This window comes from Pantoea sp. Morm, assembly GCF_016643525.1.
Taxonomy (GTDB): Bacteria; Pseudomonadota; Gammaproteobacteria; order Enterobacterales; family Enterobacteriaceae; genus Pantoea; species Pantoea dispersa.
This window is the reverse complement of sequence record NZ_VOQX01000028.1, coordinates 38386-57432: the sequence shown is the minus strand read 5'-3', so window position 1 is coordinate 57432 and position 19047 is coordinate 38386. Positions and strand designations below refer to the sequence as shown.

Below are 19047 nucleotides of genomic sequence, written 5' to 3'. Positions count from 1 at the left end.
CATCATCACCTTCGGTAACGCCTTTCACGGCCGCACCTTCATGACCATGGCGATGACCGGCAAAGTGGCCCCCTATAAGCGCGATTTTGGCCCGATGCCGGCCTCGGTGTTTCACGCCCGCTACCCTAACGCGGTGACCGGCATCAGCGTTGAGGACGCTATCGCCAGCCTGCACGACCTGTTCAGCCACGACATCGCGCCGCAGGATGTGGCCGCCATTGTGCTGGAACCGGTACAGGGCGAAGGTGGTTTCCACATCGCGCCGGCAGAATTTCTTACGCAGCTGCGCGCGCTGGCCGATGAGCACGGCATTCTGCTGATTGCCGATGAGGTACAGAGCGGATTTGGCCGCACCGGCAAGCTGTTCGCCATGGACCACTACAGCGTGCAGCCCGATCTTATCACCATGGCGAAAAGCCTGGCGGGCGGCATGCCGCTGTCGGCGGTGAGCGGTCGTGCTGACATCATGGATGCGCCCGGTCCGGGCGGGCTGGGCGGTACTTACGCCGGCAATCCGCTGTCGATTGCCGCCGCGCATGCGGTGCTGGATGTCATCGACGAAGAACAGCTGTGCCAGCGCGCCAGCGAACTGGGCGCGACGCTGAGCGAACTGCTGCACCGCGCGCGCCGCGCTAACGCGTCGATTACCGACGTGCGTGCGCTGGGCTCAATGGTAGCGGTGGAGTTTGCCAGCGCGCAGCAGGCGCAGGCGCTACAGCAACAGGCGATGGCGCGCGGTCTGCTGCTGCTGACCTGTGGCCCGCAGGGCAACGTGATCCGCTTCCTCTATCCGCTCACCATTCCGGATGCCCAGTTCCGCCAGGCGCTGGATATTCTCGACAGCCTGCTCAGCCAGCCTTAGCGTTCCACCCATTGTCCGATCGCTTGCCTGCCGCGCGCAGGCAAGTTTCACCTGCATAACAGGCGGGGGTCTGCCCTGCCTGAGAGACGATCTGGAGAGATATTGATGACTGCTCAGAATGCCGATGTACTGGCACAAAGCCTGAAACCCCGCCACGTGCGCATGCTGTCGATTGCCGGTGTGATTGGCGCCGGGCTGTTCGTCGGTTCCGGCCATGCGATTGCCGAAGCCGGACCGGCGGTGCTGCTGGCCTATATCGCCGCCGGCGCGCTGGTGGTGCTGATTATGCGCATGCTGGCGGAGATGGCGGTCGCCTCACCGGACTCCGGTTCCTTCTCCACTTACGCCGACAAGTCTCTTGGCCGCTGGGCCGGCTTTACCATCGGCTGGCTTTACTGGTGGTTCTGGGTACTGGTGATCCCGCTGGAGGCCAACGCCGCCGGCACCATTCTGCACGGCTGGTTCCCGCAGGTGGCGGTGTGGGAATACACGCTGGCGATCACCAGCTTCCTGACCATCAGCAACCTGTTCAGCGTGAAAAACTACGGTGAGTTTGAGTTCTGGTTCGCGCTGCTGAAAGTGGTGGCTATCGTCGCCTTTCTTTGTGCCGGCAGCCTGGCGCTGTTTGGCCTGCTGCCCGGCAGCAGCACGCAGGGTATTTCACACCTGTACGACACTCACGGCTTCATGCCTAACGGTATCAGTGCCGTGCTCGCCGCCATTCTTACCACCATGTTCTCTTTCATGGGCACGGAAATCGTCACCATTGCCGCCGCCGAATCTAACGAACCGCGCAAGCAAATCACCCACGCCACCAACTCGGTGATCTGGCGTATCGCGCTGTTTTATCTGCTGTCGATCTTTCTGGTGGTGGCGCTGGTGCCGTGGAATACGCCGTCGCTGATGAAAGCCGGGTCTTACCAGACGGCGATGGAGATGATGAACGTGCCGTATGCCCGGCAGATTGTCGATGTGGTGGTGCTGATCGCGGTATGCAGCTGTCTTAATTCTGCGCTTTATACCGCGTCGCGCATGCTCTATTCCCTGTCGCGTCGTCAGGATGCGCCAGCGGCGGCCTCGCGCACCACGCGCAGCGGCACGCCGTGGGTCGCAGTACTGATGTCTACCGCCGCAGCATTTCTGGCGGTGATCGCCAACTATCTGGCGCCAAGCGCGGTGTTTGAGTTCCTGCTGGCCAGTTCCGGTGCGATCGCGCTGCTGGTTTATCTGGTCATTGCCGCTTCGCATCTGGTGCTGCGGAAAAAACGCGAGGCGCGCGGCGAGCAGCTCAGCTATCGCATGTGGCTGTTCCCGGGTCTGACGTGGGCCACCATGGTGTTCATTGTCGGCGTACTGACGTCAATGCTGTTCAATGCGCAGCATCGTTCCGAAATTATCGCCACCGGGCTGTTAACGCTGCTGGTGCTGGTCGCCAGCCAGATTGTGCACCGCAAGCGCGCGGCGCGTAAAAACAGCGAGGAGATGGTAGCGCTGCGTTCGTAACGCTCGCCATGACGGGCACGGAAGCCCGCCGTTACTGCACATCAATACTGATTGACTCTTCCGCCACGTTAATCGTCACGGTGCAGTGCGTCCACACCGGCTGCCCTTCAGTCATCTCATGTTCGATAAAGTATTGCTGAAAGTCTTTCAGCGCGGCACTGAGATCGCCAATCGCGCGCGCGTCCGGCTCGAACCAGTCCGGTTCGCCGTTTTCATCAAGGTAGTTAAACTGAAACTGCCCGCCCTCCTCATCGGCAAACAGCTCCGCCTGCACCACCAGCACCTGCGCGCCGTCGGGGCCACAGCTAAAAATGATCTGGCCAATGCGGCGATAAAGGTCTTCGTATTGCATAGTGAGAACTCCTGTAAGATGCGGGACGCGCGACAGCGCCGCGGCGGCATTCATCTTAGCCAATGTCTTGACATTATGTCTGAGGATCAGAGAATGAACGCCTGCGAATAACGGACTACAAGAAACGGAGTTTATCATAGCCTGTTCAGCGCGTTACCTCTCTGTTACCCACATTAAACGCGTCGCCCGTCTGCTGTCTGCCGTGCTGTTGCTGGCCAGCTGTGCCTCGGAGCCGCCAAAATCGCTGGTCACCCCGTTTCCGTCGCCGACCAAACCTTCTGTTCCGGCCAAACCCGCAGCGCAGACTGAACCAGTGCGCGGCGTCTGGCTCACTACGGTGTCGCGCCTCGACTGGCCGCCGATATCCTCCGTCACAGCCAGCCCGGCGCTGCGTATTCGCCAGCAGCAGCAGGCGCTGACGGCCAAACTGGATAAGCTGCACAGCCTGGGGATCAACACGGTGTTTTTCCAGGTGAAGCCCGATGGCACCGCGCTGTGGCGATCGCGTATCCTGCCATGGTCCGATACCCTGACCGGCAACATCGGGCAGGATCCGGGTTACGATCCGCTGCAATTTATCCTCGACGAGGCGCACAAACGCGGTATGAAGGTGCATGCGTGGTTTAATCCTTATCGCGTGTCGACCAATACCAAACCTGCCACCGTGACGGCGTTAAACAACACGCTCCAGCTGCAGCCGGCCAGCGTGTTTGTGCTGCATCGCGACTGGATCCGCACCGCCAGCGACCGCTTCGTGCTCGATCCGGGCATTCCGGCGGCGCGCGACTGGATCACCAGCATCGTGGCGGAAGTGGTGTCAAACTACGCCATTGATGGCGTTCAGTTCGATGACTATTTCTACACCGAAACCGCGACATCGCCGCTCAATGACAGCGCCACCTTTCGCCAGTACGGCGCGGGCTTTGCCAGCAAAGCGGACTGGCGGCGGCACAATACCCAGCTACTGATCGAACAGGTTTCCCGCACGATTAAACAGCTCAAGCCTGGCGTTGAGTTCGGCGTCAGCCCGGCGGGTGTCTGGCGCAATCTGTCGCACGATGCGGCCGGCTCCGATACGCGCGGTGCGGCGGCTTATGATGAAGCCTATGCCGACACGCGCCGCTGGGTGCAGCTTGGGCTGCTGGATTACATCGCGCCGCAGCTCTACTGGCCGTTTGCCCGCCAGGCTGCGCGCTATGACGTCCTGGCGCGCTGGTGGGCCAATGTGGTACAGCCAACCCACACCCGGCTGTACATTGGCGTGGCGCTGTATAAGGTGGGTGAAGCCTCGAAAAGTGAGCCGGACTGGACAGTTCAGGGCGGCGTTCCCGAGCTGAAAAAACAGCTCGATCTGAATGAATCGCTGCCGCACATCGACGGCACCATTCTGTTTCGCGAAGATTATCTTAATCAGCCGCAGACGCAGCAGGCGGTCGAATATTTACGTCAGCGCTGGGGAAAATGATTGATTCAGGCCAGCAGTCTTCCTCTGCTGGCCTGAAGCGTTAGCGCGGGTTATCCGGATCGAGTAATTCAATACTCCGCGGCACGCCGTTCACGCGGACTTTCAGGAAACGACGGGTGATCCACTTCCCCGCGGCATCCTGCTCCTGCCGTTCAAAAAATGGCCCACGCAGCAGCAGTTCTTTGTTATTGTTGTAGCCAAAGCCGACATCTTTATTGCCCACCCAGTGCTGTTCAAAGGTGACGACCGGCTGGTTGTCCAGTGCCGTGGCTTCTTCCGCACTGCATGCGGTAAAACTTTTGCGGAAAATAAAACACTGACCGGACTGATAGCGATCGCGCCCGTTAGTTTCCACCAGCGCAATTGAGAAGCCGGTATAGGCCGGAATTTTAACGTACAGTTTGGTGCGCGCTCCCTTGCCCTCGATATGCACCTTAATTACGGGTGAGGAACCTTCGCTGTACCAGCTACCAATGGTGTTATCGTCATTGCGCGCCTGCAGATAAATATGCGCCACGCCTTCCGGTGTCCGGTAGCTGTAATCGGTTTGCGTTTCCGACTGGGAAACATACTGCGCGCTACCGAGAATGCGAACGTGAATTTGTGAGGTAGCGTCGGAAAAATTAAATTCGCCGACGTAAAACCATTTCGCGTCTTTGCCACGGTTATCCATGTGATGCTGCGAGGTGGTGAAGTCATAACTCAGCGATCCCTGAATGATCGCGCCAAGATCGGAAATCTCCATCACGCCACGATCGCCTTCCGCCAGCAGCGTCCATGGCTCAATACCCTCTTTGCTGAAGTCAAAGCCCGCGCTATCGCGGTGCACGCTTTTCTGGATAATCATCGCGCGGCAATAACCCATCTTCATGGGATTTTGCGTCGATTCAATCACCAGCCCTTCAATCGTCCACTGACCATTGGTGAGATCGCCGGCGAATTCGGAGTGCTCGATCCAGCCATTACGAATAAACGATTGCGTACAGCGCGGCAGATCGAATACCGGCTGTCTGGTGCTGCGCTGCAAATTAAAGTTGGAGAGTTCAATCGCGGTCGAATGATCCCAGGCGCCTTTTTCCCGATCGGACCAGCGCGCATAGACAATACTGCCCTGACAGCCACGTGAATAAAACTGGTCGATTTTACAGTCCAGCGTATCAATCAGTTCCAGCGCCCGCCCGCCGAGGTAGCGAAACTCCATACTGCTGACGCGCAGAAACTGGCCACCGATAATACTGTTGGTAAAGAAGCCGACATTATTAAACGCCGTGCCGCCGTCTTCGCCGCTGTCAGAACTCATGCCTTTCACCACAAAGCCGGAGATCTCCACATAGCGTGCGCGCACGCTAAAGAAATGAGTTTTGCGCGGTTTCGGTCCCCAGTTAAATTTCAGCGTGGTGGTGGGGAAATAACCGAAGTTGACCGGCGCGCCGGAAATTTTAAAGCGGTTAATCTCTCTGTCGCTGCCCAGCACTTCCGCTAAATCAAAGCCGGACAGGCTGAACTCACCGGCAGTAAAGCGAATGCCCGCGGAGGGTAATACACGCTGCGACCATTTAAACATGCGGATTACCGCATCAATACAATCGGTGGTGCCATCAGCTATCGCGCCAAAATCCACCACCGTGACCGCGCTATAATCGAGGACCACTCTTTTCCAGCGCTTTTTACCGGACGTCACGAAATTCAGCCCGCCGTCATCGGGCGTGCTGTTGTCGGTGGCATCGTAGACAAACACGCCGCCGCCCATCCGACTGCCACGGCTGTATTCCAGCACCGACGCAATTTCGCCAATCGAAACAGGTTCCTGTTTACGTAAATCGTCAATGGTATGTAATTGAATCACCGTCCCGGTGGCAGATGGTGTGGTAGTGCTGGTGGTGCCAGATGTATTCGCCATGGTGTTCCCCATAAATTATTAACGTAATACCACAGAGCATCAGCAGTATAAGTGATTGAAAATTAATATATTGACCTGTGCCAGGTTATACGGGAGCTTTTCAGCGGGGTGATTTGCCGGAACAGAATAACGATATGATTCCGGAAGGAAAGCGAAGCGACAAAATTACGTTTTACAGATTTATCGCAGAATAATTGTGGTAATCGCCGGTACGAGCGTCCTGATTAATTTGACTTACGAAGAAGAATGGCTTGAATTATCGAAATATTTCCCGCGATCATCAGTTTAATTTTTTACGCGAGATAACGCGCCAGTAAAAATTTTCGACTGGCGCGTCGCCGTCAAAATGTCGCGTTCAGGCCAATATTCCAGCTCAGCTGATGATAGGCGCTGTTGCCACCGACCGCGGAAACCCCGGCAAAGGCGTTGACCGTTTCACCCAGCGGCACGCTGGCCCCCAGCGACATATCCAGCCAGTTTTTATCACCGGCGTTGACGCTGCGTACAAAGCCGGTCTGCGTTGACTTCAGCCCGGCGCGCACCGCGTTCTGCGTATCGCCAAACTGGTGGTTATAACTGAGCTGCGCCCACGGATTCACCGGCCACTGTTTGCTGTCGATACGCCAGCCAAGCGCGCCGATTTGCGAATGCAGGGTTTGATCGGAAAAACGCATGGCGGTACTGCTGTCGCCGTTTTCGCTGTAGCCCCCTGCCCGCACATAATCCAGTGCGTAGCTGGCAACCGGACCGGTAGAAAGGTGTTCGCCTATCGGCAGATCCCAGCCGGTTTGCACCCGTAGCCCGAGCATTTTTCCGCTGCTACTGCCCTGTTCGATGCGCGTTGCCGGGCCGATATTGATGCGACGTTCGATGCTGTCAAAATCGAGATCGGCATAGTGCACATCCGCATTGATCCAGCCCTGCTCCAGCAGCGTCAGCTGGCTATACAGCGCCAGCAAATTGCCGCGCAGCTTGTAGTCGTAGTGCGCCGACGGATGCTGGTGCTGCGCGGTGCTCGACAACAGCAGACCTGCCTGCCAGTTATCGGTGAAATGATAGCCTAATCCCAGCGTCAGGCTGCCGGTATTGGCGTCACCGTTGAGCAGGCTATCGCCGCGATAATCAATATGCTGACCGGCATAGCCGCCGAACACGCTAACCTGACCGGCGCTGGCCGGCTGCTGACGCTGCTGCTGTAAATGGCCGTCGAGGGTGTTCTGCATATCCCGCGACAGCATCAGCGGCGCCCGTGCCAGTGCCGCCACCTGCGCAGGTGCGTCGAGGATCGATTGAATGTAGTCGGCGATCATGGCATGTACCGCCGGGCTGGGATGCAGCCGGTCGGCAAACAGATAGGCCTGCGCGTTGCTGAAACCGGGCGTTGATGAGGTGCATTCGGCGGCAGAGGTGCCGACCGGACAGGCCATCCCCAGCGTATTGCTCAGGCCATAGCGTTGCGGATTGGCAATTACCTCGTTGAACAGGCCGGCGATGTCGGCACGCACAATGTTGCCATTCAGCGCCACCAGCCCGGCCTCTTCCTGCTGGTTATAGCCATCGGAGAGGGCCGTCACCTGCTCGCTGAGCACCTGCCAGGCCGAAAACAGCTGCTGCGCCAGCGCGGCACGCAGCGCCGGGATGGTCGATACCTGTGCGGCGGCCTGATCGAATGCGTCGCGCACCGCCTGCTGGCGCGCAGCCACGTCGGGCGTGGCATGGCTGTCCAGCGAGGCAAACGCCGCGACCATCGCCGACTGCGCCGCCGGGCCCAGCACACTCAGCACCGCCTGCACCATGAAAGGCGTGGAGCCAAGCTGCGGCACGTTTGGCACGATCACCGCCCCCGCGCCGGCATCCAGCAGGGTTTTGATTTGTGACACCGCCGCGCTGGCGCTGTTGCTGATGGTCTCGCGCGCGGTAAGCGGATTGGTCACCGCCGCCGCGATATCGTTAGCGCCCACCCAGTGAATGTACAGTCCGTTGCTATCTGCGCGTCCGCCGGTGGATTGCAGATAAGCAGCCAGCTGGTCTTGCGTATTGAGGCTGGCATCCAGCGCCGGCACGGTAACGCCGCCGCCCTGTGCATAGTTGCTGCCACCGCGCGACGACGGCTGCAGCGTTTGCCCAAGCTGTGCAGCAAGAATCTCGTCATACAGCGGATGCTGGGCGCCATCATAAGTAAAACGCCCGACATTACCGCCATCGCTCAGGCTATCGCCGAATACCGTCAGGTTATCCCACGCCAGAGCGTTGAACGGCACATACAGGCAACTCAATGTGGCAAACGCGACTGCCGATCGCGTCAGTTTGCGACTCTTCATCATTCACTCCGAATCAGGTCAGAAATCATGTCTGACCGCTAAAGTTGCCGGCGCGTCAGGATGCCGTCACGCAGGCTGAAAACCGCTTAAGCAGCGGAAATGATAGTGATAACAAGGATGCTTAAGGTGTAGTCAGGCAGGCGCGCCTTTACCAGGCAGAGAGCAGAAATTTGCGGGGTGGATCGGCACGTCAGGGATTGCGGACTGGTAACCGCAGCGTGAGGAACGGTGCTTTGAGTGACGAAGCGGCGGCGTTAACTGTAGCCGTAATAATTTCGATTGTTGCAGCCAGATAATTCAGCGCCGACAGCGCTGCTGGAAAGCTTTCAATAGCACCCGAACCAGGAACAGAATTTACCCGAATAACGGGTTTTTCTGCCGCATCTGAGTAAGCTGATTATGCATCTTTGCTGAGCACGCATCTGTAAATATCCGCGATCCCCTGGAGCACAAACCTTCATCCTTCATTACTCTATAAGGCCACTGGTTGATCGGATTGGGATTTGCTGCCGGACAGAAGATCGAGGTGATCACTACGCCAGGTCAGATGATTTGTGGGGATATTTTTGCCGCTCACAAACAGCGTTGCTCGCGTATTTGTAAGGCATTTTTTTCGGGTGTCGGGGCTGCGCCCTGACAGGATCGCTTTTGGAGTGCCGATTATGGCGGTGCTCCAAAAACACATCTGCCTTCTGTTGGAGGGATTCAAGGCAAAAAAATCCCGCCAGCTATGGGCGGGAATGATTACCATACAATTATATCAAGCCAAGTGATTTAGGAAGTTCTTTAATATAGACTGCACGATCTCCTTGATATTCTTTTGATACCAGATCAAAAGTATTTTCTACTTTCTTTTTATCATCAAGACTTAAAAGTTGTAGTTCAGCCGCAATACTTTCCATCATTCCCACTGCAATATCAGGATTCAAAGATTCTTCATCAGAGAACTCCAGAAAAATAGCCATGTCAGCTATTATCTTTACCAGGCGAGCATAACTATTCATTGAATTTTCACCTCTATGTTTTTGATGCCTAATTCATCAAAAATTTTTGGGCTCCCCGGCTTTTTGCTCCAGTGTCTTACCTTCAGATTGTGCCTGCGCAATATCACTCAGCGAGTTATTCTCCACCGCATTCATCCCTGCCTGAGCGCCAGATTGCCACCCGCCAAACCCTGAATCGCCGCAGTCGCCGCCTGAATCCCCTTCTGGATATCGCTGCCGGTGCCCCAGAGTGCCATGGCCTTCTTATAATCACTGCTGTTTTCCAGCGCTTCCTGATACGCTTTCTTTTTAGCCGCAGGAGCGTCGGCATCCGGCTGGTTTATGTTGTTTTTTGCCAGTTCCTTCTTACCTGCTTCCGTCGCCTCAATCTGCCCCTGCGTCCGGGCGATATCAGCAACCTGGCTGCCTATTTCACCGATCAGCTGAGCCGTCTGCAGGCGTTTCTGCTCCTTCTCTTTGTCGAAAATCGGGCTGATGCTGTCATTAGCGTGCTCGGTGTCGCGGCTAAGTGCAGCAACATCCTGCTGCTGATTTGCCTGGTCGCGCACCACTATCGTTCCCTGGGCAACGGCTGACTGCGTGGTTCCCTCTGCGTGGCCACTGCTGCCTGCGCCCGCCAGCATACTGGCGGCCATGTTCCCTTTGAACTGGCCGCTGAAGTTGCCCGCCGAACTGAGGCCAATCCCCTGGTGCTGGGTTTTATAATCTGCCTGATTATGCAGGTCCGTGAAGCCCAGCGTACCGGTATCAAGATGGTTTTTATCCGCGTCAGCCTGGCTGGCTATCACCGCACCATTGAGCTGGGTGTGACTGCCAACGGTAATATCAAACCCGCCCTGACCGGCATAAATGCCGCTTTGCTCCAGCACACTGTCGTAATTGCTGTGCATTTTATCCTGGCTGGCGTTGATATAACCGGAACCGGTCATCGAGCCAAAAGTGAAACTGCCGCCGGCACCAAAACTGATCTGCTTCGAATCATAGTTATCGCTATCCTGCAGGCTGGTAATAGACAGGTTGCGACCAATGTCAGCAGTCACGCTGTTACCGTTAACCAGAGCGCCAGTCAAAGTGGTGTCACGACCGCTACGGATGTCGACAGCACCGCCGCTGTCGAGGGTGGTTTCGCTCCAGGCGGTGCCATTCCCCTTTTCATGGCCTTTCGCCCCGTTAACGCTGGCGAAAATACTCAGTCCTGCGCTGCCACTGCCCACGCCGAAACTTAGCCCGATACCGCCACCGCTGCTGCTGTTTTTACCGCTGGTTTGTTGCGTGCTTGCTGCGCCCGTCAGGTTGATATCGTTCGCTGCGTGCAGTGACGTATCACCACCAGCCTTGAGCTGACTACCGGCAATCAGCAAATCACCGCTGTTGGCACTATTGCCTTTACCGGTGGCATCAATACTGAGGTTTTTCCCGGCATTCAGCGTAGAACCGCTGACGGCGTCGGACTCCTGATGCTGCTGAGATTTTGATTTTTGAGTGGTCAGCGAAATACTGATGCCAACACCATTGTTAGGATCGCCATTGGCCTGCGCAAGCTGGCTTGCCTGGTTCGCCTGAACACCGGAAAGCACCGCTTTGGTTGCCTGTAATGCGGCCAGACGGCCATCGCTCTCTTTTTTGGCGGACTGTGCGGCAGAAACAGCACTGTTCACCGCCTCGGCTACTGCGCCTGAAAGCGCCAGCGTCAGTCCACTGGTACGCTGCTCAAAACGTTCGTCGCGCGAACGTACATCGTGGCCAGGCGTGATTGCTACGCTGTCACCTTTCAGGGCCATGTTGCCGCCAGCAATCAAATCCGCCCCCTGCACCTGCAACTGCTGGCCTGCGGTGATTGAAACGTTCCCGCCGGTGCTGCCAACGGTACTGACACTCTGGCTTTGCGTCGTGCCTTTTTCCTTCAGATCGTGCAGCGACTTACTGCTGCCGATGCTGATACCCAGCCCACCGGTTCCCATCAGGCCGCTTTTTTTCGTCTCGGAGAAGCGCCAGCTCGACTCCGTGTTGGTGGCGGCCGAGATCCCGACATTGTTACCGGCGCTGAGCGCCACGTTATCATCACCCGCGACCTGCGATCCTTTTACCAGCAGATCGTGACCCGCGCTCACGGAGATATTGTTGCCACTGAGCAACGTGCCTTTTTCATGCGTAGCGCTGTCTTCCTGAATGGTGTGGGTGGTCTTCTTGCTGAGCAGACCTTTTTTGGTTTTCGTCTCTTCGCGATAGTTATAATCGCTTTCGGTGGCCGTAGTGAGGTTAATATCATGCCCGGCTTGCGCGGCGATATCCTGTTTTGCCGTAATCTCACTGGCTGCGCTGTTGATGTCATTCCCTGCTGCCAGCGCGATATTACCGCCACTGCTGATTTCGCTGCCGGTTTGACGAACCTGCTCGTTGATCGTCACTTTTTTGCCGCCCCGGCTCTCGCTGTATACGCGACTCTGCTGGGCATTCAGGTTCAGATTGCGCCCTGCGCTCAGGGAAGCGTTTAGATCGGCCATCAGCTGCGCTGCCTGCGAGTTAATATCGCGACCGGCGCTCAACGCTAAATTTCCGCTGCTCTGGATGGTACTGCGCGTAGCGTTAATGCTGTCGTTTTTGCTATTGCCCTGCGTCTGATGGCTACTGTTATCCAGCGCATTCAGATTGATATCATTTGCGGCGGCCAGCGTCGTATCGCCTTTTGACACCAGTGTGCTGCCGCTTAGATTCAGGTCGTGACCGGCACGCGCGGTGAGATCGCCACCCGCGCTTACGCTACCGTCCTGGCTGGAGGTCACCACCGCGCTGCTATTTTTATTAAGGCGATCGGTATGCAGCGCATTGGCGGCGATATTGATATCGCCCCGCGCACCCAGCTGTAAATCACCGCCAGCAGCGAGCGTCGCACCCGTGTTATTGATGTTGCCACCCGCGCTGAGGCTGGCATTTTTGCTGGCTGAGATACTGGCCACATCCCCTAACTGGGTATCACTGAAGCTTAACTCGGGCGCATTTTTGATGCCTTTAAGCACCAGGCTGCTCCACTGCTGAGCCTGCGTAACGTTATTGATGTTTCCCGCCGCCGATGCGAGCGAAACGGTTTCGGCCGAAATCGATGCACCGATATTATTAATATCGCCAATCGCATTCAGTTGCAGATCGCCGCCCGAAGCCAGTAAACCAGCGTGCAGGTTATTCAGTGAGCTATTGCTGTTGGCTGACAGCAGCGTCTCGGCTTTGATAGTACTACCGTCGTTATTGATCTGCCCGGCATCCAGTTTCACCGCCTGACCAGCAATCACGCTACCTGCCGCGATCTCACTGTCGCCTGGCGCCAGATAGAGTTTCGGAGCCAGCACGGTTTGACCATTAACCGTGGTTTTTTCCCACCACACAATACTCGTGGTCAGGGCCGCCACCTGTTCCGGCGAAAGGCTAACCCCCAGTTGCAGGCCCAGGCCCGCCTGTTGCCGGGCCGCGCTGTCCATCAGGTATTGCATCTGCTGCAGATCGGAGCCGGTACCAGCCACATAGCGATGCCCGGTCTGGCTCAATATGGCGTTACTTACGTAGCGGGTATCGAACGCGGCATCACCGAGGAATTTATAATCCTTATCGGGTGTAAGTTGAAGACGATTCAGCAGATAGGCAGAACCGAGGAATTTATCTTTGTCGGTATAGATTGCCGCCGTTTCGACTCGAGGGCTGCTGCTCAGCGCCGGTTGCGTTACCGCCTGAGCCGATTGTTGAACTGCCCCGGAAGTCGGGTTCCTGAGAAACGCATTGAGGCCATCAAACAGGCTGCCGTCGGTTTTACCGACCTCTGCCAGCTGTGGGTTAGTGGTAATCAGGTAGGGACTGGCAGGATCTTTACTGGCGACAAACAGGCCGTTGTTACCGGCAGGCAGTGGATAATCAGTTAACGCCGCGCCCTGATTACCTATCTGTTGTAGTGCGCCTGTCAGCGCATCCTTCCACTGCGGAGACCCGACGGCGATAGTTTGCCCGGCGGCAAGCTGCTGGTTCTGCACACCACCCACGGATTGCAGTGGCGCAGTTCCAGCAATACCCGGTTTGCTAATGGCATGCACCATGCTGCCAGCGTTAGCCACGGTATCCGTATTGCTCAGGTTATTCGTAAAACGGGCGCTGACGTTGCCGCCAGCCTGAATCACGGCACGCAGACCTTCTTCCGTCTGGCTGGTTTCATAAACGGGTGCGCCCTGCAGGGTATAAACCACCTCGGAGCCCAGGCCACTCTCGTATTTCACACCATGTGAATTCCCGTTACGTAAATCAGCAATGATCGAAGGTGCAGTATCTTCTTCGCCGTAAAGGTTAGTATCAATCCGTCCCGTATTAGGATTGCCATATTTGTAGACCAGATACTGGCTTTGAATACTGTTTTCCCAGGACTGATTATTCAGATTGTTGCCGGTGAGCACGATATCCTGACCGGCGAGTAAATTACTGGCTTGATTGTCGAGGGCATCGGCTGTCACTACCAGATTCCGGTTGGCAGCGATTCGCCCTGCACCGTCAGTCGCGCTGGCCGTGACGGTGGTAGAACTTACGAGAAACTTGCGAACCGCCGTACTAAGTTTCGGTGCCAGCGTGGTGTAAGGCCGGTATTCGGTGTGGCCGTTTCCTTTACCATTACTTCCCCCCGTCTGATAACCATGCATGCCGTGATAAACGCCGATCTCATCGTCATCAAGCTGACCAAGCTTCACTTTCATGGTGGCTTGTCCCAATCCGGCGGGGGCATTCGTAGCGGACGCTGAAGTTACAGAGGTATTCATCCCCTCACGCTGATTCAGCAGATGCCCGGTACGGATGGTGATATCTCCGAGCGAGGTTTCAATATTGCCTGAGGTATTGATCACTTCATCGCTGGCGTTACCCGCCGCATCGCGCTGCAGCCACAGGCTATTATTCGCCAGGATATCGCCACGATTATTTTGAATGCTGCTGGCCAGCAGTTGCATATTATTTCCGGCATACAGCAGCGCACGGTTTTCTATCCGGCTTCCTGCTGTCATCAGCAAATTCCCTGCTGTCCCGACGAAGCCATAATTCACTAACTGGCCGCGACTGGTGAGACGCATATCTCCGCCGGCCTGGACGCTTCCGCTATCATTGAGCGTCATGTTGCTGGCATCGACGTTCAACGCGCCGCTGCCGCTGCGTAGCTGACCATTATTGATGAAATTATTGCTGCTGAGTTGCAGGCTGTTGCCTTGCAGCGTCCCCAGAACGGTGAGATCGCCTTGCGTACTGAGATTCAGCGCTTTACCCGCTGCCAGCGTGCCGCTCTGCGTGAACCCCGATCCCAGTTGCAGGGTCATGTTGCCCAGCGCCAGCAGGCTGCCAGCCGCATTCAGCACCGGCGTATTGAGGGTCAGATCGCCTGCGCTATAGAGTTTGCCGGTTGCCTGGTTATCAGCATTCTGTAAGGTCAGGGCCAGCGCACGGCTGGCGAATACGCTACCGCTGTTGTGCAACACACCGCCGCGCACCTGTAAATTATCGCCCTGCAGCTGTCCCTGATTGGTCATCTGGCTGGCATTCACCTGGCTATCACCCAGACCGGTAAAAGTCCCGCTGTTCACCAGGTTGTTACCACTGTAAGCCAGCCCCTGCGCCTGCACCAGGCCGCTATTCAGTACCGTCGGTGCCGACAGTGTCAATGGACCACCGGTAAGCAATCTTCCTGTGTTATTCAGGCTGTCGCTTAGCGTTATCGTCGTAATGCCATCGCCCTGAATCTGTCCCTGGTTTAGTAAAGATTGCGCGTTGAGTTGCAGAACACCCTGGCTGCGCAGAACCCCGCCCTGATTCGCAATCGCCTGTTCAACGTCGCCATTCAGGTTCTGCTGGGCATACAGCTGACCACGGTTAGTCAGGTTGCCGCTGTTTATCACCAGATTTTTAGCTTCGATATCACCGGCACTATCAATCGAGCCCGCTTTCAGGGTGCTGGTTCCCGCGCTCAGCAAAGCAGCGCCTTTTAGCTGCTGCAACTGTCCGCTGAGGTTAGCCGTCAGCTCGTCTGTTGCTGTAGCACTTCCCTGATTAAGCAGCGAATTGCCCTGCAGCTGCAGATTTTTTGCCGACCATTTGCCTTCATTATTCAGGCTCGCCGCCTGAATGGCCGCCAGACCACTGGAAACGATATTACCCTGCGCCAGCGTGTGCAGATTGCCGGTTGCCGTAAGACTGGTGCGCGCTGCGGACTGGATGCTGCCATTGACATCAATCTGGCTGGCACGGGCATCAATGCTGTTCGCCTGCCAGCTGCCCTGCTGGTTGATACGTTGCGCATTCACGTTCAACGCGCCCTGAGTCAGTAACCGGCCCGACTGGGCATCGGTCAGATCCTGCTGTAATTGCAACACCAGGGATTTTAAACCGATCAGATTGCCGCTGTTGCTTACACTGTTCGCCTGAATCGCCAGCGTATCGCCCTGCATCTGACCCTGGTTACGCAACTGCGAGCCTGTCAGCGAAAGTTGTTCACCACTCAACAGCTTGCCACTGTTATTAAACTCGCGGCTTTGCAGCGTAGCGGCGCTATCCGACAGCAGGCTACCTGCGTTGTCCAGCGTTTGCTGCAACGCAACATCAAGCCCTTTGCTGCCGAGGGCGATACCGCTGTTATTCAGCGTATTGCCGCGCAGTTGCAGCGAGCTGCCCTGCAAACGTCCGGCATTTTGTGTGCTGTCAGCGTCCACTTTCAGCGCACCGCCTGACAGAATTTGCCCGGATTGCAGGTTATTGAGCGCATCACTGCGCAGCGTGACCGATTGATTGCCCTGCATCAGCCCACTGTTAGTCAGTTGTTCGGTATCAAGTTCGAGGGTTTGTCCACTGAGGTTACCTGCATTGCTCAGCGCGGAAGTGTTCAGCGTCAACGCATCTGAGGCCAGCAGTGAGCCCGCAAGCGCATTATCGAGCGTGTTTTTCACGCTGATATCCAGCATTCGCGCAGAGGTTTGCCCCTGGTTGCGCCACGCATCGCTGCGGATCGCCATCGCGCCCAGCGCGTTAAGAGAGCCCTGCTGCTGTAATGTTCCAGCGGTCAGATCCAGGCGATTATTCGCGCTCAGCGCGCCCGCGTTATTGATAATGTCTGCGGCAATGGTCAGATCCTGCGCGCCGGTCTGCGCCTGGTTGTTGAGCGTATCCGCCTGCAAAGTCAGCTGGCCGGGTGTAAACCACTGGCCAGCCAGATCGGCCTGATCGGCAACGTTGAGCGCGATGGCGCTTTTGCCCTGCGTGCGCGCGTTGTCACCACTGCTTAACTGTTGCGAATTCAGTGTCAGCGCCTGGTCGGCGGAAAGCGTGCCGTTCAGCTCAATATTTTGCCCATTGAGCTGAATATTTTGCGCACTGGTCTGTAACGAACCTGCGCGGGTCGTCAGTTTTTCAGTCTGGAAATCGAGGTTGTGCTTCGCGCTCAGCGTTCCACCGAGGTCAGCCTGGCTGGAGTGCACCCGCAGAGCGCCGTCTGTCAGGGTGTTACTGCCATCGCCAGCGGTAAACTGATCCGCATTCAGCGTTAAATCGCCCTGCGCGCCCAGCAGACCGTTGTTATCCAGCTGGCCGACATCCAGCCGCTGCCCGGCGCCAGATTGTGCCGTACCGTTATTTGTTAATACGCGGCCAGAAAGCGTTTGCTGGCCGAGCGATTGCAGCAGACCCGCGTTGGTCAGATGATCAAAACTAAAGTGCGTATTACCATTCGCCGCCAGCGTACCGCTATTGACGAAGTCCGTTGCACTGAAAGCCAGCTCGCGTCCGGCAATCAGCGTGCCAGCCCACTGGCTTTGATCATTAACCTGTAATGCAATGTCATTACCGGCGGATAGCTTGCCCTCACTGAGAGCGTTGAGGCGGTCTGCACGTAAAGTGACATTGCCACCCGCACGGCTTTGTCCATCCAGCTGCTGCTGTGCGCTGGTCAGGCTAAGGTCCTGCTGAGCCGTGAGCATTCCGGTTTTGCTCAGGTGCAAGGCACCGCCGCTCAGCTGAACATTATCTCCGTCCAGCTGACCACCGATCGTAGCCTGCTGGCTGGCCGTCAGTGAGACGTCACCGTCACCGTGCAGTCTGCCTGTGCTGCCAAGCGTGAGGGTATCGCCGTTCAACATCAGGCTACCCCCGCTGGCAATCTCGCCTTGCAGTATTTGCTGACGGGCGCTGAGATTGATGTTGCGCTGGCTGCTAAGCCGGGCGTCTGCTGCGGTTTGCAATGAGGTGCTGCTTAGCGTCAGGCCGTTTTTACCGCTTACAGAACCGTTCAGGGTGAAATCGCCACCCGCTAAGTCCAGCTCTTCACCGGCGAGTAACGTCCCCGTTGCGCCATTCAGCGCCTGCTGCGTGGCACTGATATGCAGCGCACGCGAAGACCCGATCAATCCCTGATTGTCCAGCGATGCGGTGCTGAGCGTTTGCCCGCCTGCCGACTGTAAGCGTCCCTGGTTGCGTAAGGTATTTGCCGTAATAGTCTGGTTTTTCTGCGCCTGAATCAGGCCGTTATTCATCAGCGTCTGCGACGTCACACTGATGTCACCGTTAGCTGCAACGGTGCTGTTTTGATCTGCCGTGACGTCGCTTGCTGCCAGGCGCAGATTACCGCCGCTGGTCAGTTTATTGTTACGCAGCTGCACATTGCCCTGGCTGTTCAGCGCTACGTCACCGGTCGCCTGTTGCGTCCCCTGCAGCTGCATATCGCGGGCATTCGCGAGCAGCTTGCCGCTGGTGCTGGCATTCCCCAGAGTCAGGGTGCCATTCGCGTTTAACGTGATATCGCCCTGGTTGGCCAGTAGATTACCAATGTTGACCCCGACGCCTTTGTCGCTCGACACCAGATGAATCCGGTTAGCGTACATGCCGCCAAGCGCACCGGTATCGACCGCCACCGACGGCACTGGCCCTTCTCCGGCGATTGGCGTAACCGAGCCGTCCTGCGCAACGCGGTTGGCACCCGCCGTGATAGCGAGATCGCTGGCATGAATATCCGCATTAATTTTGGTGGCGCGCGCAATGAGCGATACCGCATCAGCGCGGCTGCCATCGAGCCCTTTGCCCTCAACCGTCACGTCGCCTTTAGTGACTTCCAGCGCGGCAAGATTGCCGCTGGCATCCAGCTGTGGTTTTCCGGTAGTGAGCGTGACGTTGGGCGTATTAATAAAGCCACAGCCGTTACAGGTTATGCCGTAAGGGTTGGCCACGATCACATTCGCGGCTTTACCCGCGACTTCGGTATAGCCCTGCAACTGCGAACGATTAGCTCCCACTACTTCATTGATGATCGCCCGGGCTTCGTGCCCGGCTTGCAGGTTAGGGTTATTCTGGATCAGTCCGCCCAGTTGGGTCTGGGTAAGTTGCCCGCTGGCATTATTGAGAATCAGCCCCTGCTGCCCGACGTTGTACTGCTGGTACTGGTTATGGGAAACACCTGCCTGATTCGGCGTGGCGATATTGACCACCGGCACGCCGTTACCCGCGGCATCCATGCGCGTGCCCGGCGTAACCGGGGTAATTTCCGCGGCCACAACCGGCAGCAGTGGCTGTACCGCCACCAGATAACAAATGAAGTAGCTCAGCGCGCGACGAAACGGGGAAACCGGTTGACGATCATCCATAATCA

At 56.9% G+C, this 19047-nt stretch carries 8 protein-coding genes and 1 pseudogene; 3 read left to right on the top strand and 6 right to left on the bottom strand.

The genetic code is table 11. From position 1 onward, the window contains the following. Together FT726_RS12065 and gabP are read left to right on the top strand one after the other, a co-directional pair. On the top strand, nt 1-862 hold an 862-nt coding region (locus FT726_RS12065), incomplete at its 5' end, for an aminotransferase class III-fold pyridoxal phosphate-dependent enzyme (RefSeq protein ID WP_346302840.1). A 105-nt stretch (nt 863-967) separates the two neighbouring features. Further along, the gene (gene gabP / locus FT726_RS12060) at nt 968-2365 is read left to right on the top strand and encodes a GABA permease (RefSeq protein WP_021509088.1); all 1398 of its coding nucleotides are present in this window, start codon (nt 968-970) and stop codon (nt 2363-2365) included. Between the two features lie 31 nt (nt 2366-2396). Here the strand turns inward: gabP and FT726_RS12055 are convergent, their stop codons facing one another. Then, nucleotides 2397-2717, bottom strand: coding sequence for a hypothetical protein (locus FT726_RS12055; protein WP_021312978.1), 321 nt, complete (start codon nt 2715-2717; stop codon nt 2397-2399). Nucleotides 2718-2889: 172 nt separating this feature from the next. On the opposite strand from FT726_RS12055, the gene FT726_RS12050 reads away from it, so the two are divergent. Beyond that, nucleotides 2890-4182 (top strand): glycoside hydrolase family 10 protein, encoded by a 1293-nt coding sequence (locus tag FT726_RS12050; protein WP_346302842.1) that lies wholly within the window; start codon nt 2890-2892, stop codon nt 4180-4182. A 40-nt stretch (nt 4183-4222) separates the two neighbouring features. Here FT726_RS12050 and FT726_RS12045 read toward each other — a convergent pair whose 3' ends face one another. The 5 genes and pseudogenes from FT726_RS12045 to FT726_RS12030 all read right to left on the bottom strand — a co-directional run bounded on the left by FT726_RS12045 (nt 4223) and on the right by FT726_RS12030 (nt 19042). Beyond that, nucleotides 4223-6082 (bottom strand): hypothetical protein, encoded by a 1860-nt coding sequence (locus FT726_RS12045; protein ID WP_282996336.1) that lies wholly within the window; start codon nt 6080-6082, stop codon nt 4223-4225. 341 nt (nt 6083-6423) lie between these two features. Further along, nucleotides 6424-8406, bottom strand: a complete 1983-nt coding sequence (locus FT726_RS12040) for an autotransporter outer membrane beta-barrel domain-containing protein (RefSeq protein ID WP_407075067.1) — start codon at nt 8404-8406, stop codon at nt 6424-6426. Nucleotides 8407-9158: 752 nt separating this feature from the next. Then, nucleotides 9159-9407, bottom strand: a complete 249-nt coding sequence (locus tag FT726_RS12035) for a hypothetical protein (protein ID WP_288421651.1) — start codon at nt 9405-9407, stop codon at nt 9159-9161. A gap of 36 nt (nt 9408-9443) precedes the next feature. Beyond that, nucleotides 9444-9545: pseudogene (locus FT726_RS27640) on the bottom strand (hypothetical protein); the annotation flags it as partial. Then, nucleotides 9539-19042: a hemagglutinin repeat-containing protein gene (locus FT726_RS12030; protein WP_346302839.1), complete on the bottom strand. Its 9504-nt coding sequence runs from the start codon at nt 19040-19042 to the stop codon at nt 9539-9541. The pseudogene FT726_RS27640 and the gene FT726_RS12030, both read right to left, overlap by 7 nt. Nucleotides 19043-19047 lie beyond the last annotated feature (5 nt).